The sequence below is a fragment of the Pseudomonas sp. PB101 genome (assembly GCF_009764265.1).
Taxonomy (GTDB): domain Bacteria; phylum Pseudomonadota; class Gammaproteobacteria; order Pseudomonadales; family Pseudomonadaceae; genus Aquipseudomonas.
The window spans coordinates 25,544-45,142 of record NZ_RWIR01000025.1 but is presented as its reverse complement, the minus strand read 5'-3'; the positions used below and the strand labels follow the sequence as shown (position 1 = coordinate 45,142).

Sequence of the window (19,599 nt, the reverse complement as noted above, 5' to 3'; positions counted from 1 at the left end):
AAGAAACCCCGGGAAGTGGGGAGACGACCCGGGGTTAAACGTGGTCTACCTGGAGACCAGTGGCAGCAAGCTACAAGCACCGGAGCACAATGCTTGATCCTGCTGTTACAAAGTCTGACTGACCTGGCCGCAGGAAGGTTCCCACAGAAATCCGTTCAATTGCGGCTTGCCGGAAGCTTGTCCTGCGCCGCATTACGCAATGCCGCGATGACACATGGCTCAAGGCGCCCTTCAGCAATCAGCACGTCGCGATGCAAACCGTCGACCACATCCGTCAGCAGGCGCTTGTCATTCAACTGAGCCTGATTGAACTCGCGCTCGACCACGGTTGCGCCGATGGCATTCTTCAAGGTCACCCGGCATTCGCCACGAACGCCTGACGGGGTCAATGTGACCTGATACGGGCTCAGCGCCTCACCGAGCAACAAACTGATACTTTCCATCCCGATCACCACTCAATAGTCCGAAAACAATGTGCCTGGGGCATGCGTATGACAAATGACCACTGGCCCGAGAAGAAAGTTCTGGAGACTGACCACAGGCGAAGCTGCCGTGCAGTCAAGAGAGCATGCACGGCGAACATGACAGAGAAAAAACCCGACCATCACGTCTGTCGGCTACGTCGGGCAATGTCGGCCCAGCCTCCCAACAATCCTCGCAGCTCGCCATCCGCCGTGTAGAACGGCACGGTCCACTGGTAGATATCCCTGAGACCGTCCTTGAACAGCAATTGCCGCTCGAAGAAGCGCGTGCGGCGCGTACCCAGTTGCGCCATGAACTCGGCATGCAGCAGTTGCGCGGTTTGCCTGGGCAAGACATCGACCTCGATCAACTGCCGCCCCTGCATTCGGTCGAAACGCGTCGACAAGGCGTCCTCATAACTCTTGTTGCACATGATCAAACGCCCTTGCAGGTCACGTACAAACATCGGGTCCGGCATGGCATCCATCAGCGCATGCTGGAATGCGAGCTGGTCGCGCAGGCTTCTTTGCGCTTCGATCCGCTGCCTGACCACCACCGCCAGCCGCCGATTCCAGATCAGGGACAACAGGCCGAACAGGCTGAGCACAAACATGCCCCAGCAGACCCACGAGTCAATCAGCTGCCAGAAGCCTGGCGCTGGTGGCGTGAAAGTGCCACCGAACCACTTCAGGCGCAGGGTGCGCAGCTCCTGTTCGGGAAACGCCGCAAGCGCCTTGTTGAGGATACTCAGCAACTGCGGCTGGCCTTTGCGCACCGCCAGATAATCCGCATCCCATTTGTCCGGCACCGCAGCGCCGACCTGCAACCGGCCCGACGGTAAAAGCTGGGTGCCGATTTCGCTTTCGATGGTGGCATAGGCTTCGCCGCTTTCAACCCAGGCACGAGCTTCGGCGTAGGTCTTGACCGAACGCAATTCGATGGACGGATAATCGCGACGGATCATCGCTTCCAGCGCATGCCGGGCCGGCAGCACCAGTACCCGCTTCGCCAGCTCCTCCAGCGCCTGCACCGGCGGTGCCTCGGCCTGTCCGACAAAGACCCATCCTGCACCACCGAACGCATGGCTGAAATCAAGAAACGCCCTGCGCTCGTCATTCATTGACAGTGTGGTGCTCAAATCCGCCGAGCCGCCTTCAAGGCGTGCCAGCATCTGATCGACGGAAAAAGACTCTACGTAATCGAACTGCAACCCCGTCATGTCACTGATGCGTTTGAGCAGCTCACTGTTCAGGCCCGTCCATTGACCATACTCATCCTTGAACTGGTACAACGGGTATTCCAGTGCCGCGACCACGACCCGTGGATGGCTGGCCACCCACTGCAGCTCCTCATCATCCAGCACGACCATTGAACGTGCGACAGACTTCCCACGTTCCTGAATCAATGCAGGGCTCGCCAAACCCCAACCGACGACTCCCAGGGCGGCAAATAAAAACAGCCAGCGCGCGACTGGCTTGAACACACTTGTAAACAGCATTCCCACGTCCTTGGTGATTCACTCGCCCGTCCTTTCGCGGCGATAACACGACAAGTGTGCATGCAGAAATGAAAAAGCCCGTCAGGAGACGGGCTTCAAAATGTAACAGTACTGACCGGTTACAGCGGCTTGCCACGGTTGCCATGCTGGCTGACAAAGGCCTGTACGGCTTTCAAGTCATTTGGCAATACGGTGCAACGTTCGTCTCGTTCAAACAAATCAGAAAGATGTACAGGCAGTTCGAGCGCTTTTCCTACACCGGCTTTTTCCACGGCGTCCGGGAATTTGACCGGGTGGGCGGTACCCAGGATCACCATTGGAATGTCCAGGCTACGGCGGCATTCACGCGCAGCTTTGACGCCGATGGCCGTGTGCGGATCCAGCACTTCGCCGGTCTGCTCGTAGACCTCGGCGATGGTTTCGCAGGTTTGCGCATCATCCACGGCCAGCGAATCGAACAGCTTGCGGGCTTCGGTCCAGCGCTCTTGCTCGACGCTGAAACCGCCGCCCTGCTTGAACGAATCCATCAGCCCGGCGATGGCCGCGCCGTTGCGACCGTGCAGGTCGAACAGCAGGCGTTCGAAGTTCGACGACACCATGATGTCCATGGACGGCGACAACGTGGCGTGCAGGGTTTCCTTGACGTACTGGTTGCCGCTCATGAAGCGGTGCAGGATGTCGTTGCGGTTGGTGGCGACGATCAACTGGTTGATCGGCAGGCCCATGTTGCGCGCCAGGTAACCGGCGAAGATGTCGCCGAAGTTGCCGGTCGGCACCGAGAACGACACCGAACGCGCCGGGCCGCCCAGTTGCAGGGCTGCATGGAAGTAGTAAACGATCTGGGCCATGATCCGCGCCCAGTTGATCGAGTTCACCGCCACCAGGCGCGTGCCCTTGAGGAAACCCTGGTCGGCGAAGCTGGCCTTGACCATTTCCTGGCAGTCATCGAAGTTGCCTTCGATGGCGATGTTGTGGATGTTCTCACCGAAGATGGTGGTCATCTGCCGACGCTGCACTTCGGACACGCGGTTATGCGGGTGCAGGATGAAGATGTCGACGTTTTCGCAGTGCTTGCAGCCTTCGATGGCGGCCGAACCGGTGTCACCGGAGGTGGCGCCGACGATCACCACGCGCTCGCCGCGCTTTTCCAGCACATAGTCGAGCAGGCGACCGAGCAGTTGCAGGGCAAAGTCCTTGAACGCCAGGGTCGGGCCGTGGAACAGCTCCAGCACCCATTCGTTGCCGTTCAACTGACGCAGCGGCGCAACGGCGCTATGCGCGAATACACCGTAGGTTTCTTCGAGGATCTTTTTGAAATCGGCATCCGGAATGCTGCCGGTGACGAACGGGCGCATGACGCGAAAAGCCAGCTCGTGATACGGCAGGCCGGCCCAGGAGGCGATTTCTTCCTGGGTGAAACGTGGCAGGTTTTCCGGGACGTACAGACCGCCGTCGGTGGCAAGACCTGCCAGCAGGACGTCTTCGAAATTCAGGGCCGGTGCCTGGCCGCGGGTACTGATGTAACGCATGACTGACTCCAATGGACAGTGTTCGTAGTGCCGGGCCCGCCAGCGAGCCCGGTCAACGATAACGACTTAGTTCAGGTGCTCGACACGGATCCGTACGACCGGACCGACCACACCCGCCAAGGCTTCCAGGGCAGCGATGGCGTCATTGATATGCTGTTCCAGCACGCGGTGGGTCAGCAGGATCATTGGCACCAGGCCGTCGTGCTCCTCGGCTTCCTTCTGCATGATCGACTCGATGTTGATGCCGCGCTCCGAGAGGATGCTCGCGACCTGAGCCAACACGCCCGGATGGTCCTTGGCCTGAATACGCAGGTAGTAGGCACTTTCGCAGGCTTCGATCGGCAGGATCGGGTGCGCCGACAGCGAATCCGGCTGGAATGCCAGGTGCGGTACGCGGTTTTCCGGGTCGGAAGTCATGGCGCGGACCACGTCCACCAGGTCGGCGATCACCGACGAAGCGGTCGGTTCCATGCCGGCACCGGCACCGTAGAACAGGGTCGAACCGGCAGCATCGCCGTTGACCATCACTGCGTTCATTACGCCGTTGACGTTGGCGATCAGGCGATCGGCCGGGATCAGCGTCGGGTGCACGCGCAACTCGATACCGGCCGCGGTGCTGCGCGCCACGCCCAGGTGCTTGATGCGGTAGCCCAGCGCTTCGGCGTAGTTGACGTCGGCGGTGGTCAGCTTGGTGATGCCTTCGGTGTAAGCCTTGTCGAATTGCAGCGGAATACCGAATGCAATCGAAGCCAGGATCGTCAGCTTGTGAGCCGCATCGATACCCTCGACGTCGAAGGTCGGATCGGCTTCGGCGTAACCCAGGGCCTGGGCTTCGGCCAATACGTCTTCGAAGGTGCGACCCTTCTCGCGCATTTCCGTGAGGATGAAGTTGCCGGTGCCGTTGATGATGCCGGCCACCCAGTTGATGCGGTTGGCGGACAGGCCTTCACGGATCGCCTTGATCACCGGAATGCCTCCGGCCACGGCCGCTTCGAACGCAACGATCACGCCCTTCTCGCGAGCCTTGGCGAAAATTTCATTACCGTGAACGGCGATAAGCGCCTTGTTCGCGGTGACCACATGCTTGCCATTCTCGATGGCCTTGAGTACCAGCTCGCGGGCAACGGTGTAGCCGCCCATCAGCTCTATGACGATGTCGATCTCAGGGTTCGTGGCCACTTCGAAGACATCGTTGGTAATCGCAATACCGGTCGTTTGGAACTGAGGCTTTGGCGTGCGCATGGCAATTTGTGCCACTTCGATCCCACGCCCGGCACGACGAGCAATTTCCTCGGCGTTACGCTGAAGTACGTTGAAGGTACCGCCACCGACGGTCCCTAACCCACAGATGCCTACTTTGACCGGTTTCACTGTGAACTCCCCATAAAACGGCCGACTCGAGGCCGGCCGTGAAAACAACCGCGTGCTCGCGGCTCTCTATTGATGGCCCGGCGATGCAACTGCCGGACCACGATCGTCACCGGCTGACCGTGACGATGCGAATTTACTTCGCGCCCAGCGCCAGTTTGGCGACTTGTGGCGCAGGCTGGTAGCCCGGAATGACCTGACCGTCGGCCAAAACGATGGCCGGTGTGCCGTTCACGCCGATCGACTGGCCGAGTGCGAACTGTTTGGAAACCGGGTTATCGCACTTGGCGGCCTTGATTTCCTTGCCGTCGACCATTTTGTCCATGGCCGCTTTCTTGTCTTTCGAGCACCACACTGCCTGCAGCTGTTCGTCACCCGGCGAGCCAAGGCCCTGACGGGGGAACGCTACATAACGCACTTCGATGCCGCGCTTGTTCAGCTCGGGCACTTCGGCGTGGAGTTTGTGGCAGTACGGGCAGGTGGTGTCGGTGAATACGGTGATGTGCGACTTGGTTTCGCCGATGGCCGGGTAGACAACGGTTTCGGCAACCGGGATGTCGTTGACCAGCTTGGAGATGCCCAGGCGCTCGGTCTTCTCGGTCAGGTTGACCGGCTTGCCGTCCTTGAGATCGAACAGGTAGCCCTGAACCACGTACTGGCCGTCGGCGCTGGCGTACAGCACACGGCTGCCTTTTAGTTTGACTTCGTACAGGCCCGGCAACGGGCTGGCGGTGATGGTCTCTACCGGCACTTCGAGCTGGAGGTTTTCCAGGCTTTTACGAATGGCTTTGTCGGCCGCGTCATCGGCAACGGCAAAGGTGCTGACCAACGCAATGGCTGCGGCGGCGAAAATCTGGGTCAGACGCATGAGAACTCCTGAAGGCGAACATATGGGACGATCAGAACGCCCGTGCCGAAACACCGGGTCATAACCGCCCATCGTGCAAACCGGCCAAGCCTATCACATAAGGTTCGCATGGCCGAATGCACCTGACACAAGACATTGTGATCACCACACCCCCCTGTGGGAGCGAGCTTGCTCGCGATGACGGCATCACATCCAAAACATGTATCGACTGTCAGGCCGCTATCGCGAGCAAGCTCGCTCCCACAGGGTTTCGGTTAACCCCGGGGGTGGTGTTTGGCATGCAGATCCTGCAACCGCGCCCGGGCAACATGGGTGTAGATCTGCGTCGTCGACAAGTCGCTGTGCCCCAGCAGCATCTGCACCACCCGCAGGTCTGCGCCGTGGTTGAGCAGGTGCGTGGCGAAGGCATGGCGCAAGGTGTGCGGCGACAGCGATTTGCCGATCCCGGCCACCTTGGCCTGGTGCTTGATCCGGTGCCAGAAGGTCTGGCGGGTCATCTGCTCGCCACGCTGGCTCGGGAACAGTACATCGCTGGGGCGCCCGCCCAGCAGTTCGCCGCGGGCATCGCGCATGTAGCGTTCGACCCAGACAATCGCCTCCTCGCCCATCGGCACCAGCCGTTCCTTGCTGCCCTTGCCCATCACCCGCAACACGCCCTGACGCAAATTGACCTGTTCCAGCGTCAGGCTGATCAGCTCGGTCACGCGCAAGCCGCAGGCATACAGCACTTCAAGCATGGCCCGGTCGCGCTGACCGATGGCTTCGCACAAGTCCGGCGCTGCCAACAGCGCTTCGACGTCGGCCTCCGACAGGGATTTCGGCAGCGGCCTGCCGAGCTGCGGCATATCAACCCGTAGCGTTGGATCGACGGCGATCATTTTTTCCCGCAGCAGATAACGATAAAAACCGCGTACCCCCGAGAGAAATCGCGCGGTGGAACGAGGTTTGTAGTTTTGCTCCAGGCGCCAGGCCAGGTGGTCGAGGATCAACTCTCGCCCGGCATTGACCAGCTCCAGCCCTTTGTCCTGCAACCAGCCATTGAACAGCGCCAGGTCACTGCGATAGGCATCGCGGGTATTGTCGGAAAGGCCTTTCTCCAGCCACAGGGCATCGAGGAATTGGTCTATCAGTGGGTGTTCGATGGCGGGCATGGGCACTCAAATCACACAGTCTTGAAACTGCGCACAAAATTAAAAATGGACATGGAAACGGTCGCTAGTCTTTCATAGGCCGCCATTACAAGGAACAGGGAGCAGCAATGAGCGAGCAGCAGATTTTATTGGCATTTGGCGGGATCGGCGCGGCGGCGCTGCTTTGCCAGTGGCTGGCCTGGCGCTTGAAACTGCCGGCGATTCTTTTCCTGCTGCTGACCGGCATTCTGGTCGGCCCCGTACTGCACTTGCTCGACCCGCAAGAGTTGTTCGGACCGTTGCTGATGCCGCTGGTGTCCCTGGCGGTAGCACTGATCCTGTTCGAAGGCAGCCTGACCCTGCATCTGTCCGAATGGCGCGAGATCGGCAGCGTCGTCCACCGACTGGTCACCATTGGTGCCCTCTCCACCTGGGCGGTCATTGCTGTCGCCACCCACTGGCTGCTGGATTTCGACTGGATGCTGGCCATCCTGTTCGGCAGCCTGACGCTGGTGACCGGGCCGACCGTGATCGTACCGATGCTGCGCGTGGTGCGCCCGAAAGCCTCGATTGCCAACATCCTGCGCTGGGAAGGTATCGTCATCGACCCTATCGGCGCTCTGCTGGCGGTGGTCGTCTATAGCTTCATCATCGCCAGCGCCGAAGGTAACGGGCTCAAAGAAAGCCTGCTGACCTTCGGTGGGGTGATTTTGTGCGGCAGCCTGTTCGGTATTTTTGGTGGCTGGTTGCTCGGGACTTTGATTCGTCGCCAGTGGCTGCCGGAATATCTGCATAACCTGGCAGCGCTCGCGGCGGTCCTGGGTATTTTCATAGCCTCCAACGAGGTCACCCATGAATCCGGGTTGCTCGCCGTGACGCTGATGGGCATGTGGCTGGCCAACATGAAAGGCGTCGATGTGCGGCACATCCTGCACTTCAAGGAGAACCTCAGCGTACTGCTGATCTCCGGCCTGTTCATTCTGCTGGCGGCACGGCTGGACCTGAACGCCATGATCGGCCTCGGGCCTCTGGTGCTGATTCTGCTGCTGGTCATTCAGTTCATCGCCCGCCCCTTGAATGTGCTGCTGAGCACGGCGGGCTCCAGCCTGAGCTGGCGCGAGCGCAGCCTGTTGGCGTGGATTGCCCCGAGGGGCATCGTGGCGGCAGCGGTGTCGGCAATCTTCGCCATCCGCCTGCATGAGGCCGGTCATCAGGGGGCATTGCTGCTCGTGCCGCTCACCTTTGCAGTGATCATCGGCACCGTCGTGTTGCAAAGCGCGACGGCACGTCCTCTGGCACGCCTGCTGAAGGTGGCGGAACCGGCGCCAAGCGGTTTCCTGCTCATCGGTGCCAACGGGCCTGCGCGCACGCTGGGCAAGGCGCTGCAACAGCTGGGCAGCCGGGTGCTGCTGACGGATTCGAGCTGGGAAAACATTCGGGCAGCCCGCATGGAAGGTTTGCCGACCTATTTTGGCAACCCGGCGTCGCAACATGCCGATGCGCATCTGGACCTGGTAGGCCTGGGGCATTTGCTCGCGCTATCACCCTCCGGCGAAATGAACACCTTGGCGCTGATGCGCTTTCGTCATGAACTGGGCCATCAGCGCATGTTCGGCCTGGCCAGCGGCCAGGAAAGCCGTCGCACCGACAAGCACCGCACCAGCCTGGAGCATCGCGGCAATCAACTGGGCAGCGAAGCGCTGACCTACGCCAAACTCGCCAGCCAACTGAGCCAGGGTTCGCAGCTGTACAGCACGACATTGACGGATGGCTTCGGCTGGGATGATTACCAGGCATTGCATGGTGATCGCGCCACTTTGATGTTTGTGCGCGATGACAGTGGCTGGGTGCATGTGGTGACGCCGGAGAGCTCGTTGAAACCTTCGGCGGGGTGGACCTTGTTGGCGCTGATTCAGCCGGAGACTGTTGGGGCCGGCTAAACCCCATCGCGAGCAAGCTCGCTCCCACAATGACCTTTAGTGCTCACAAATATTGCGCCCACTGAAGATCCACTGTGGGAGCGAGCCTGCTCGCGAAAAACGTATGGATAACGCGCTCATCCAGAAAGGGCGCGTTATCGTTGACGTCCTTCGCGAGCAGGCTCGCTCCTACAGGGTTTCGCGCAGACCCTGGCCATCATCAAATCGCAGGCAACAAAAAAGCAGCCCGCAGGCTGCTTTTTTTGCATCGGAAGCTGGACTTAAGCCAGTTTTTCCTTGATGCGAGCTGCTTTACCCGACAGGTCACGCAGGTAGTACAGCTTGGCTTTACGTACGTCACCGCGACGTTTAACAGCCATGCTGTCGATTTGCGGGGAGTAGGTCTGGAAAGTACGCTCTACGCCAACACCGTTGGAGATTTTACGAACGGTGAATGCACTGTTTACGCCGCGGTTACGCTTGGCGATAACAACACCTTCGAACGCTTGCAGACGCGAACGGTCGCCTTCCTTCACTTTCACCTGAACGACAATGGTGTCGCCCGGGGCAAAGGTAGGGATCTCTTTGGTCATCTGCTCTGCTTCGAGTGCAAGGATGATTTTGTTAGTCATGCTGTGCTCCTAAGGTAAATCGTCGGATCTACCATCGATACGTTGTTAACTATCGTCCCGCTCGCGGATGTATTCCTCGAGCAGCTTCTTCTCTTCTCCAGAAAGCGAGCGGCTTTCCAGAAGATCGGCGCGTCGTTCAAAGGTCCGACCAAGGGACTGCTGTAAACGCCAACGCCGGATGTGCGCGTGATTGCCACTTAGCAATACGTCGGGAACACGCTGATCCGCATACACCTCCGGTCGGGTGTAGTGCGGGCAATCCAGCAAACCATCCGTAAAGGAATCTTCCTCGGCGGAGTCCGCATGCCCTAAAGCTCCAGGCAGCAGTCGTGTAACCGCATCGATCAGGACCATCGCCGGCAGCTCGCCGCCAGACAGTACATAGTCGCCAATCGACCACTCTTCATCGACATGAGCATCAATAAAACGCTCGTCAATGCCTTCATAGCGGCCGGCAATCAGGATCAATGCATCCAGATTCGCCAACTCGCGTACCGCCGACTGAGTCAGCTGGCGGCCTTGGGGCGACAGGTAAATTACCTTCGCCGCCTCCCCGGCTGCTGCCTTGGCCTGAACCAGAGCATCTTCCAGGGGCTTGATCTTCATCACCATGCCCGGACCACCGCCAAACGGGCGATCGTCCACAGTGTGATGTCGATCCGTCGTGTAGTCTCGCGGATTCCAACAGGTGAGCTGCAAGAGCCCCTGTTTCACCGCACGACTGGTGATGCCGTACTCGCTGATGGCAGAGAACATCTCGGGAAACAGACTGATCACTTCTACGCGCAAGTTAGCCACGCTTAGAAATCCGCGTCCCAATCCACCTTCATCTCGCCCGCTGCCAGGTCGACGGCCAACACGCATTGCTCGGTATAGGGCAACAGGCGTTCGCGATCATCCAGGCTGCCAGCGCAAGGCTTGACCACCATTACATCATTCGAGCCGGTCTCCAGCAGGTGATCGATCTTCCCGAACAGTTGCCCGAGGGTGTCGATGACCTTGAGACCTTCCAGCTGGTACCAGTAGTACTCGCCGTCGGTGAGTTCAGGGAACAGGTTGCGCGGCACGCAGATTTCATAACCGGCCAGAAGACGAGCTTCTTCGCGATCATCGAGACCCTTGAGCTTTGCGACCAGGAACTTGTCGTTCCCGCGTCCGCTGACCAGCTCTACCTGCTTTACATTGCCGTCACGCTTGAGCGTCCAGGTTTTGTAATCCAGCAGGTTCTTGATCGGATCAGTAAAGGAATACACCTTCACTTCGCCGCGAACGCCGTGAACAGAATAAATCTTGCCGATAACGATCAAATCATCAGCAATGGCTGGCGTCGCGTTCATATTGCTCAGGCCGCAGCCTTGGCAGATTCCTTCAACAACTGAGCAACGCGCTCAGAAGGTTGTGCACCAACGCTCAGCCAGTAGGCTACGCGCTCTTGGTTCACGGACAGACGAACTTCCTGACCACGGGCAACAGGGTTGAAGTAGCCAACCTGTTCCTTGTGCGAACCGTCGCGCGGGTTGCGGCTGTCGGTTACGGTCAAGTGGTAAAACGGGCGCTTTTTGGAGCCGCCAAGGGCAAGACGGATTGTTAGCATGTGAACATCGTTCCTGTAGTCGGTGCTGCAAATCTAAAGGCACAGCGGGCATGGGTGCCCGAAAGGCCGCATATTCTAAGGAATATCCGGACTTTTGCAAATGACTTTTTCCGGCGGTCTATCGGCCGCCATGCAGATTTGCTATAGAGCCGTCGTTGAAAACGGCCGGTCAGCTCCCGCCAAGTGCGGGTTTGCTGTGTATCCCACGTCCGTGTGGGGCAGCGCCGACCTGACAGTCGGCGCAAATACTTTACATTTTCGGCATACCGCCGCCGGGTAGCATTCCACCCATGCCGCGCATCATCTTGGCCATTCCGCCTTTCGCGGAGAACTTCTTCATCATCTTCTGCATCTGCTTGTGCTGCTTGATCAAGCGACCGATGTCCTGCACCTGGGTGCCGGAACCCATGGCGATCCGACGCTTGCGCGAACCGCTGATCATTTCAGGGTCGCGGCGCTCGGCCGGGGTCATGGAGTTGATGATGGCTTCCATCTGCTTGAATTGCTTCTCTGCCGCACCCTGGGCGTTGCCCATCTGCGCCAGATTCACGCCACCCATGTTCGGCAGCTTGTCCATGAGCCCGCCGAGGCCGCCCATGTTCTTCATTTGTTGCAGCTGATCGCGGAAGTCTTCGAGGTCGAAGCCCTTGCCCTTCTTCAGCTTCTTGGCCAGCTTGTCGGCCTTGTCCTTGTCGAGGGTCGCTTCCGCCTGCTCGATCAGGCTGAGCACGTCGCCCATGCCGAGGATGCGCGAGGCGATACGCTCAGGGTGGAACGGATCGAGCGCTTCGCTCTTCTCGCCCATACCGATGAACTTGATCGGCTTGCCGGTGATGGCACGCACCGACAGCGCGGCACCGCCACGGGCGTCGCCGTCGACCTTGGTCAGGATCACACCGGTCAGCGGCAATGCATCGCCAAAGGCCTTGGCCGTGTTGGCGGCGTCCTGGCCGGTCATGGCGTCGACCACGAACAGGGTTTCGACCGGGTTGATCGCGGCATGCAGCGCCTTGATCTCGCCCATCATCTCTTCATCGATGTGCAGGCGACCGGCGGTATCGACGATGACCACGTCGATGAATTTGAGTTTTGCTTCCTTAATAGCCGCTTGCGCGATCTCGACCGGCTTCTGGCTCAGGTCGGACGGGAAGAAGGTAACGCCAACTTCACCGGCGAGCATTTCCAGCTGCTTGATCGCCGCCGGACGATAAACGTCGGCGGACACGACCATGACCGACTTCTTCTTGCGCTCTTTAAGGAAGCGCGCGAGCTTGCCGGCGGTGGTGGTTTTACCCGCGCCCTGCAAACCGGCCATCAGGATGACAGCAGGTGGAACGGCGCTCAGGTTCAGGTCTTCGTTAGCCGCGCCCATCAGGCTTTCGAGTTCGGCCTGGACGATCTTCACGAAGGCCTGGCCCGGCGTCAGGCTGCGCGACACCTCGGTACCGACGGCGCGTTCCTTGACCGAGTTGACGAAGTCCTTGACCACCGGCAGGGCGACGTCGGCTTCGAGCAACGCCATGCGCACTTCGCGCAGGGTGTCTTTGATGTTGTCTTCAGTCAGCTTGGCCTTGCCGGTGACATGGCGCAGCGTCTGCGAGAGACGGTCGGTTAAGTTTTCAAACATTGCGCGATCCTTTCAGGCCCTGTGTAGACCGGGATAATGGCGGCCCGGACCGGACTAAACGTGTGCTCGGCGAGCCTGCGGCGTGGGCAGGTCGCGGATTATAGCGAAGACTGTGGCCGGCGGACACCTCGCTGTCGGGTTGTGCGGTCTTTCGTGCGGCAGGGGTTCTATGCCAAACTCAGCGACTTTCGGGCTTGCCTAACAGGATTTATGCTCCCCTTGTCACCCAGCTTGCTTACCACCCTCGCCGCCGCCTGCTTGTATGCCGCTGCGACCTTTTACCAGGGCACTCGCCTGGCTTCCGGCGCCAAGATCAACAAGCGCCTGCTGGTCATACTTGGCGTGTTCGCCGTATTGACCCACAGCGCCAGCCTGCTCAGCCACCTGCTGACCCCGATCGGCCTGGGCCTGGATTTCTTCAATGCCGCCAGCCTGATTGCCGTGGCGGTCATTGCATTGACCCTGCTGGCCTGCTCGCGGATTCCGGTGGAGAACCTGCTGGTCCTGCTGTTCCCGCTTGGGGCCCTGACTGTGTTGCTGGCGCATTTCGCGCCGGCCGGTACGGTGCAGGTCATCGATGAGGAGCCGGGCATCCTCGCCCACATCCTGCTTTCGATTCTGGCCTACGGCATGTTCACCATCGCGGTGTTCCAGGCTTTGCTGCTACTGGTTCAAGACCACCAGCTCAAGCACAAGCACCCCTCCGGCCTGATCAAGAACTTCCCGCCGCTGCAAACCATGGAAAGCCTGCTGTTCGGCTTTCTCTGGGCCGGCTGGACGTTGTTGTCGCTGTCGCTGATTTCCGGCTGGCTGTTCGTAGAAAACCTGTTCGCCCAGCATCTGGTGCACAAAACCCTGCTGGCCTGCCTGGCCTGGCTCGTTTTCAGCGTGCTGCTGTGGGGGCGCAATCGCCTCGGCTGGCGCGGGCACAAAGCCATTCGCTGGACCCTGGCCGGTTTTTGCCTGCTGATGCTGGCGTATTTCGGCAGCAAACTGGTTCGTGAATACATCCTGCATATCTGACGGGCGGCATTAATGGACGACTTGCCCATAGGGCCGATGCTCGCAGTAGTGACCCTGCTGATCTTATGGTCGGGGCTGTTTACCGCCATCGAAGCGGCGCACCAGCATTTACTGGCCCAACGCACCGCAACGCGGTCCAGCGACAAGCCGGTGGCAAAACTCAGCTTCCCCCTGGCGAGCCTGATTTTCTGCAACACCCTCTGCCGTGCACTCGCGGTGGTCATCAGTACGTTGCTGGCCATTTTCACCTGGGCCGAGAACGGCCCCTGGGTCGCCTGCCTTGGGGCGGGCGCCATGTTGCTGGTGTTTTCCGATTACTTGCCACGAGCGCTGGCCACGCGCTATCCGGATGCGATCCTGGCCCAGGGCAACAATCTGTTGCGCGTACCGCTGACAATCATCTATCCCGCGGCATGGCTGCTCAACAGCATCAGTCAGGTGCTGACGCGACCATTCGCCCGCAAAGCCAAAGTGGTGCAACGAAGCGAGGACGAAACGCTGACGGAACGCCAGGACACGCCGGAAACCGTCAGCCGCCCTCACCCGCTGCCAGGCATCCACGCGCTGGACAACATCACGGTCAATGACATCCTGGTACCGCGCAGTGATGTGGACGGCATCAACCTCGATGACTCCATCGAAGAAATCATCGAGCAATTGCGCCACAACAAACGCACGCGCCTGCCGGTGTTCCACAGTGATATCAACCAGGTCGAAGCCGTCCTCAACACCCGGCACATCCTGCACTTGCTGCCCGACGCGAGCCTGACCAGGGAAGCGTTGCTGGCGGCCAGTCACGAGCCGTACTTCGTGCCGGAAAGCACCCCGCTGCAGCTGCAGCTGCTCAACTTCCACAAGCAGCAGCGACGCCTGGGCATGGTGGTCGATGAGTACGGCGAAGTGCTTGGCATCGTCACCCTGGAAGACATTCTCGAAGAAATCGTCGGCGAGTTCGAAAGCCAGCACAGTCTGGACAACCCGCATATCCATCCGCAAGCCGACGGACGCTTGGTGATCGACGGCGCCGCGTCCATCCGCGAGCTGAACAAAAGCCTTGGCTGGCACCTGCCCAGCGACGGCCCGAAAACCCTGAACGGCCTGGTCACCGAGGCGCTGGAAACCATTCCCGACAGCGCGGTGTGCCTGAAGATCGGTCGCTATCGCCTGGAAATCCTCGAGACCGAGGACAACCGTGTCACGCGGGTCCTGATCTGGCAGACCAGTTCGATGCCTGTGGTTATCTGACTATCGGGCAAGTCTTTTGTGGTCACTCAAGCCACTTGTTCGATCGTTAGCCACCTTCCTATAATCGAATCGCTTACCCAAGCCTCGCCGGCCCCGTGCTTACCCCGCACCTCGCAGCTTCCGGCCCGACCATCGACAAGAACTGCAAAAAACCGACGCCTGTTCCTACCTGAAACAGCGACCGCGCCCTCACCCACATCCCTGGGTTCTCGACCATAATAATTCGCTCCACCGGAGCACAAAACTGTCAGGGATCACCGCATGACGACCAGCACGACCTACAACGACGCCACACCGGCGCAACCGACGAACTCCGCCACCCGCGTGGCCACCGCGAGCTTCATCGGCACCGCCATCGAGTTCTACGATTTCTATGTCTATGCCACCGCCGCCGCGCTGGTGATCGGCCCGGTGTTCTTTCCCCAGACATCCGGCACCGCCCAGATGCTTTCGGCGTTTCTCACGTTCGGCATCGCCTTCCTTGCGCGCCCCTTGGGTTCGGCACTTTTCGGTCACTTCGGCGACCGTATCGGCCGCAAGTCGACCCTGGTCGCTTCGCTGCTGCTGATGGGCGTGTGCACCACGCTGATCGGCGTGCTGCCCGGTTATGACAGTATTGGCGCCTGGGCACCGATCCTGCTGTGCGTCCTGCGCTTCGGCCAGGGCCTGGGGCTGGGCGGCGAATGGGGCGGTGCGGCATTGCTGGCCACGGAGAACGCGCCAAAAGGCAAACGCGCGTGGTTCGGCATGTTCCCGCAACTGGGTCCATCCATTGGCTTTCTGGCGGCCAATGGCCTGTTCCTGACACTGGCCCTGGTCCTGGACGATGAACAGTTCCGCTCATGGGGCTGGCGTATTCCGTTCCTGCTCAGCGCCGCGCTGGTGATGGTCGGCCTGTACGTGCGCCTCAAGCTGCATGAAACGCCGGTGTTCGCCAATGCCGTGGCACGGCAGGAACGAGTGAAGATCCCGCTGTTTGAACTGTTCGGTCAATACTGGATGCCCGTATTGCTGGGCGCCGGCGCGATGGTCGTGTGCTACGCGCTGTTTTACATCTCCACCGTGTTTTCCCTGAGTTACGGGGTGGCGACGCTCGGCTACAGCCGCGAAACCTTCCTCGGCCTGCTGTGTTTCGCCGTACTGTTCATGGCCGCCGCGACCCCGCTGTCGGCCTGGGCCAGCGACCGTTACGGGCGCAAACCGGTGCTGATCATCGGTGGCGTGCTGGCGGTCCTGTCCGGTTTCCTCATGGAGCCGCTGCTGACCCAGGGCTCGACCTGGGGCGTGGCGTTGTTCCTGTGCATCGAACTGTTTCTGATGGGTGTGACGTTTGCGCCGATGGGTGCGCTGCTGCCGGAACTGTTTCCCACTCACGTTCGTTATACCGGCGCCTCGGCGGCCTACAACCTGGGCGGGATTGTCGGTGCTTCCGCAGCGCCGTTCTTCGCGCAGAAACTGGTGGCGATGGGTGGTTTGAGTTATGTCGGCGGGTATGTGTCGGGGGCGGCGGTGCTGAGTTTGATTGCGGTGCTGTGCCTGAAGGAAACGCGGCATAACGATTTGAATCGCATCGATTGATAGACCGCCATCGCGGGCAAGCCACGCTCCCACAGGATTAGTGTCGCACTACATTTTTGTGATCGACACCAACAATGTGGGAGCTGGCTTGCCAGCGATGGGGCCCTCTCTGACAAAACACCAACCACAACTTTCCCCCACCCATTGTCACCTCGCTCTACGCGCATCGGCTCATCCCCGCTATACTTCCCGGCTTTTCCTGAATAAATGCCAATAGGGTCCCGCCGCGCATGGATAAGACCTACCAGCCGCACGCCATTGAAACTTCCTGGTACAACACCTGGGAGTCAGAGAATTACTTCGCCCCGCAAGGCGCGGGCGAGTCCTACACCATCATGATCCCGCCGCCGAACGTCACCGGCAGCCTGCACATGGGTCACGGCTTCAACAACGCGATCATGGACGCCCTGATCCGTTTCCGCCGCATGCAGGGTCGCAACACCCTGTGGCAGCCGGGCACCGACCACGCCGGTATCGCCACGCAGATGCTGGTAGAGCGCCAGCTCGAAGCCAAGGGCCAGAGCCGCCACGACCTGGGCCGCGAGAAATTCCTCGAGAAAGTCTGGGAATGGAAAGATGAGTCCGGTGGCAACATCAGCCGTCAGATCCGTCGCCTCGGCTCGTCCGTCGACTGGAGCCGCGAGCGCTTCACCATGGACGACGGCCTCTCGGAAGCCGTTAAAGAAGCCTTCGTCCGCCTGCACGAAGACGGCCTGATCTACCGCGGCAAGCGCCTGGTCAACTGGGACACCAAGCTGCACACGGCGATTTCCGACCTCGAAGTGGAGAACCACGACGAGAAAGGTTTCCTGTGGAACCTGAAATACCCGCTGGCTGACGGCGCCAAGACCGCTGAAGGCAACGATTTCCTGATCGTCGCGACCACTCGCCCGGAAACCATGCTCGGCGACTCCGCCGTGGCCGTTAACCCGAACGATGAACGCTACAAAGCCCTGATCGGCAAATTTGTCGAGCTGCCACTGGTTGGCCGCCGCATCCCGATCATCGCCGACGATTACTGCGACCCTGAATTCGGCACCGGCTGCGTGAAAATCACCCCGGCCCACGACTTCAACGACTATGAAGTCGGCAAGCGTCACAACCTGCCGCTGCTGAACATCTTCGACAAGAACGCAGCCGTTCTGCCAGCCTGCCAGGTGTTCAACCTCGACGGCACGCTGAACGAAACCATCGACGGCAAGATCCCGGCCGAATACGCCGGTCTCGACCGCTTCGAAGCGCGCAAGCAGATCGTCGCCGCGTTCGACGCTGCCGGCCTGTTGGTCAGCGTCGACGACCACGCCCTGAAAGTGCCGAAAGGCGACCGCTCCGGCACCATCATCGAACCGTGGCTGACCGACCAGTGGTACGTGTCGACCAAGCCATTGGCCGAGCCTGCGATTGCTGCCGTTGAAGACGGTCGCATCCAGTTCGTGCCGAAACAGTACGAAAACATGTACTTCTCGTGGATGCGCGACATCCAGGATTGGTGCATCAGCCGTCAGCTGTGGTGGGGCCACCGGATTCCGGCCTGGTACGACGAGTCGGGCAAGGTCTACGTCGGTCGCGACGAAGCCGAAGTGCGCGCCAAGCACAACATCGGCCCGGACGTTGCTCTGCAGCAGGACAACGATGTTCTCGACACTTGGTTCAGCTCGGGCCTGTGGACGTTCTCCACCCTCGGCTGGCCGGAAAAGACCGAATTCCTGAAGAAATTCCACTCCACCGACGTGCTGGTGACCGGCTTCGACATCATTTTCTTCTGGGTTGCCCGGATGATCATGCTCACCATGCATTTGGTGAAAAACGAAGACGGCACGCCGCAGGTTCCGTTCAAGACCGTGTACGTGCACGGCCTGGTGCGTGACGGTCAGGGCCAGAAAATGTCCAAGTCCAAGGGCAACGTCCTGGACCCGCTGGACATCATCGACGGCATCCAACTCGAAGAACTGGTGCAGAAACGCACTTCGGGCCTGATGCAGCCGAAACTGGCGAAGAAGATCGAGAAGCAGACCCGCGACGAATTCGCTGAAGGCATCGCCAGCTACGGCACCGACGCCCTGCGCTTCACCTTCTGCTCGCTGGCGTCCACCGGTCGCGACATCAAGTTCGACATGGGCCGCGTCGAAGGCTATCGCAACTTCTGCAACAAGATCTGGAACGCCGCGCGCTACGTGCTGGACAAGGGCGAAGACTGCGGCCAGAACGGCGAAGCCTATGAGCTCTCCCTCGCTGACCGCTGGATCATCTCGCAGCTGCAACGCACCGAAGCCGAAGTGACCCGCCAGCTCGACCAGTTCCGTTTCGACCTGGCCGCGCAAGCCCTGTACGAGTTCATCTGGAACCAGTATTGCGACTGGTACCTGGAACTGTCCAAGCCTGTGCTGTGGGACGAAAACGCACCGGTCGAACGCCAGCGCGGCACCCGTCGCACCCTGGTGCGCGTCCTGGAAGTCGCCCTGCGCCTGGCGCATCCGTTCATGCCGTTCATCACCGAAGAAATCTGGCAGCGCATCGCGCCGCTGGCCGGCATCGAAGGCAAGACGATCATGCTGCAACCTTGGCCGGTGGCCAATGAAGAGCGCATCGATCCGGCGGCCGAAGATGACATCGAATGGCTCAAGGGCCTGATGCTCGGCACTCGCAACATCCGTGGCGAAATGAACATCGGCCCGGGCAAACCGCTGCCGCTGTTCCTGAAGAACGTCAGCGCTGAAGATCAGCGTCGTCTGACCGAGAACGAAGCCCTGCTGAAAAAACTGGCACGCCTCGAGTCGATCACTGTTCTGGCTGCGGGTGAAGAGGCGCCACTGTCCGCCACCGCACTGGTCGGCGAGATGGAAGTGCTGGTGCCGATGGCCGGCCTGATCGACAAAGGCGCTGAACTGGCGCGTCTGGACAAGGAAATCCAGCGTCTTCAGGGTGAAGTGCAACGTGTCGGCGGCAAGCTGTCCAACGCCGGTTTCGTTGACAAGGCGCCAGCCGAAGTCATCGAGAAAGAACGCGCCAAACTGGCCGAGGCCGAACAGGCCCTGGGCAAGCTGGCCGAGCAGCATGCACGGATTGCCAGCCTGTAACGGCAAATCGCAATGAAAAAGGGAGGCCCAAGTGGCCTCCCTTTTTCAT

16 protein-coding genes are annotated in these 19,599 nt (G+C 60.1%); 5 read left to right on the top strand and 11 right to left on the bottom strand.

All coding sequences use genetic code 11. The annotated features are described in order from the left end of the window. Nucleotides 1-155: 155 nt before the first annotated feature. The 6 genes from EI969_RS08245 to xerD form a co-directional block, all read right to left on the bottom strand. Complete coding sequence (locus EI969_RS08245; RefSeq protein WP_160387029.1) at nucleotides 156-443, bottom strand: DUF3509 domain-containing protein; 288 nt, start codon at nucleotides 441-443, stop codon at nucleotides 156-158. A gap of 161 nt (nucleotides 444-604) precedes the next feature. Further along, on the bottom strand, nucleotides 605-1,960 hold the full coding sequence (locus EI969_RS08240; protein ID WP_160387028.1) for a transporter substrate-binding domain-containing protein: 1,356 nt from the start codon (nucleotides 1,958-1,960) through the stop codon (nucleotides 605-607). 119 nt (nucleotides 1,961-2,079) lie between these two features. After that, nucleotides 2,080-3,489 carry a threonine synthase gene (gene thrC, locus EI969_RS08235; RefSeq protein ID WP_075945553.1) on the bottom strand — a complete coding sequence of 470 codons (1,410 nt, stop codon included), beginning with the start codon at nucleotides 3,487-3,489 and terminating at the stop codon, nucleotides 2,080-2,082. A 66-nt stretch (nucleotides 3,490-3,555) separates the two neighbouring features. Next, on the bottom strand, nucleotides 3,556-4,860 hold the full coding sequence (locus EI969_RS08230; protein ID WP_007998527.1) for a homoserine dehydrogenase: 1,305 nt from the start codon (nucleotides 4,858-4,860) through the stop codon (nucleotides 3,556-3,558). Between the two features lie 133 nt (nucleotides 4,861-4,993). After that, complete coding sequence (dsbC, locus tag EI969_RS08225; protein ID WP_150715434.1) at nucleotides 4,994-5,725, bottom strand: bifunctional protein-disulfide isomerase/oxidoreductase DsbC; 732 nt, start codon at nucleotides 5,723-5,725, stop codon at nucleotides 4,994-4,996. A gap of 254 nt (nucleotides 5,726-5,979) precedes the next feature. Then, nucleotides 5,980-6,876 (bottom strand): site-specific tyrosine recombinase XerD, encoded by an 897-nt coding sequence (gene xerD, locus EI969_RS08220; protein WP_160387027.1) that lies wholly within the window; start codon nucleotides 6,874-6,876, stop codon nucleotides 5,980-5,982. Between the two features lie 107 nt (nucleotides 6,877-6,983). Here xerD and EI969_RS08215 point away from each other — a divergent pair, with 107 nt between their 5' ends. After that, the gene (locus EI969_RS08215) at nucleotides 6,984-8,795 is read left to right on the top strand and encodes a sodium:proton antiporter (protein WP_160387026.1); all 1,812 of its coding nucleotides are present in this window, start codon (nucleotides 6,984-6,986) and stop codon (nucleotides 8,793-8,795) included. Between the two features lie 260 nt (nucleotides 8,796-9,055). On the opposite strand, the gene rplS is transcribed toward EI969_RS08215, so the two are convergent. The 5 genes from rplS to ffh all read right to left on the bottom strand — a co-directional run bounded on the left by rplS (nucleotide 9,056) and on the right by ffh (nucleotide 12,627). Beyond that, nucleotides 9,056-9,406, bottom strand: a complete 351-nt coding sequence (rplS, locus tag EI969_RS08210) for a 50S ribosomal protein L19 (RefSeq protein WP_003175895.1) — start codon at nucleotides 9,404-9,406, stop codon at nucleotides 9,056-9,058. Nucleotides 9,407-9,451: 45 nt separating this feature from the next. Beyond that, a complete protein-coding gene (trmD, locus tag EI969_RS08205) occupies nucleotides 9,452-10,204 on the bottom strand; it encodes a tRNA (guanosine(37)-N1)-methyltransferase TrmD (protein WP_007897583.1) in 753 nt (250 codons plus the stop codon). A gap of 2 nt (nucleotides 10,205-10,206) precedes the next feature. Then, the gene (gene rimM, locus EI969_RS08200) at nucleotides 10,207-10,743 is read right to left on the bottom strand and encodes a ribosome maturation factor RimM (RefSeq protein WP_008053499.1); all 537 of its coding nucleotides are present in this window, start codon (nucleotides 10,741-10,743) and stop codon (nucleotides 10,207-10,209) included. A gap of 5 nt (nucleotides 10,744-10,748) precedes the next feature. Continuing rightward, on the bottom strand, nucleotides 10,749-11,000 hold the full coding sequence (rpsP, locus tag EI969_RS08195; RefSeq protein ID WP_007972721.1) for a 30S ribosomal protein S16: 252 nt from the start codon (nucleotides 10,998-11,000) through the stop codon (nucleotides 10,749-10,751). A gap of 250 nt (nucleotides 11,001-11,250) precedes the next feature. Further along, entirely contained in the window at nucleotides 11,251-12,627 is a 1,377-nt protein-coding gene (ffh, locus tag EI969_RS08190) for a signal recognition particle protein (protein ID WP_056726162.1), read from the bottom strand. A gap of 210 nt (nucleotides 12,628-12,837) precedes the next feature. On the opposite strand from ffh, the gene EI969_RS08185 reads away from it, so the two are divergent. The 4 genes from EI969_RS08185 to EI969_RS08170 all read left to right on the top strand — a co-directional run bounded on the left by EI969_RS08185 (nucleotide 12,838) and on the right by EI969_RS08170 (nucleotide 19,550). Next, entirely contained in the window at nucleotides 12,838-13,650 is an 813-nt protein-coding gene (locus EI969_RS08185; RefSeq protein WP_160387025.1) for an inner membrane protein YpjD, read from the top strand. Nucleotides 13,651-13,662: 12 nt separating this feature from the next. Continuing rightward, entirely contained in the window at nucleotides 13,663-14,895 is a 1,233-nt protein-coding gene (locus EI969_RS08180) for a transporter associated domain-containing protein (RefSeq protein WP_160387024.1), read from the top strand. A gap of 261 nt (nucleotides 14,896-15,156) precedes the next feature. Next, entirely contained in the window at nucleotides 15,157-16,473 is a 1,317-nt protein-coding gene (locus EI969_RS08175; RefSeq protein ID WP_160387023.1) for an MFS transporter, read from the top strand. Nucleotides 16,474-16,703: 230 nt separating this feature from the next. Further along, nucleotides 16,704-19,550: a valine--tRNA ligase gene (locus EI969_RS08170; protein WP_160387022.1), complete on the top strand. Its 2,847-nt coding sequence runs from the start codon at nucleotides 16,704-16,706 to the stop codon at nucleotides 19,548-19,550. Nucleotides 19,551-19,599 lie beyond the last annotated feature (49 nt).

Excerpts from the sequence above, each read along its gene's own strand:
- EI969_RS08245 (WP_160387029.1), bottom strand. The coding sequence starts at position 443 with ATGGAAAGTATCAGTTTGTTGCTCGGTGAGGCGCTGAGCCCGTATCAG.
- EI969_RS08240 (WP_160387028.1), bottom strand. The coding sequence starts at position 1,960 with ATGCTGTTTACAAGTGTGTTCAAGCCAGTCGCGCGCTGGCTGTTTTTA.
- thrC (WP_075945553.1), bottom strand. The coding sequence starts at position 3,489 with ATGCGTTACATCAGTACCCGCGGCCAGGCACCGGCCCTGAATTTCGAA.
- dsbC (WP_150715434.1), bottom strand. The coding sequence starts at position 5,725 with ATGCGTCTGACCCAGATTTTCGCCGCCGCAGCCATTGCGTTGGTCAGC.
- xerD (WP_160387027.1), bottom strand. The coding sequence starts at position 6,876 with ATGCCCGCCATCGAACACCCACTGATAGACCAATTCCTCGATGCCCTG.
- EI969_RS08215 (WP_160387026.1), top strand. The coding sequence starts at position 6,984 with ATGAGCGAGCAGCAGATTTTATTGGCATTTGGCGGGATCGGCGCGGCG.
- rplS (WP_003175895.1), bottom strand. The coding sequence starts at position 9,406 with ATGACTAACAAAATCATCCTTGCACTCGAAGCAGAGCAGATGACCAAA.
- rimM (WP_008053499.1), bottom strand. The coding sequence starts at position 10,743 with ATGAACGCGACGCCAGCCATTGCTGATGATTTGATCGTTATCGGCAAG.
- rpsP (WP_007972721.1), bottom strand. The coding sequence starts at position 11,000 with ATGCTAACAATCCGTCTTGCCCTTGGCGGCTCCAAAAAGCGCCCGTTT.
- ffh (WP_056726162.1), bottom strand. The coding sequence starts at position 12,627 with ATGTTTGAAAACTTAACCGACCGTCTCTCGCAGACGCTGCGCCATGTC.
- EI969_RS08185 (WP_160387025.1), top strand. The coding sequence starts at position 12,838 with ATGCTCCCCTTGTCACCCAGCTTGCTTACCACCCTCGCCGCCGCCTGC.
- EI969_RS08180 (WP_160387024.1), top strand. The coding sequence starts at position 13,663 with ATGGACGACTTGCCCATAGGGCCGATGCTCGCAGTAGTGACCCTGCTG.
- EI969_RS08175 (WP_160387023.1), top strand. The coding sequence starts at position 15,157 with ATGACGACCAGCACGACCTACAACGACGCCACACCGGCGCAACCGACG.
- EI969_RS08170 (WP_160387022.1), top strand. The coding sequence starts at position 16,704 with ATGGATAAGACCTACCAGCCGCACGCCATTGAAACTTCCTGGTACAAC.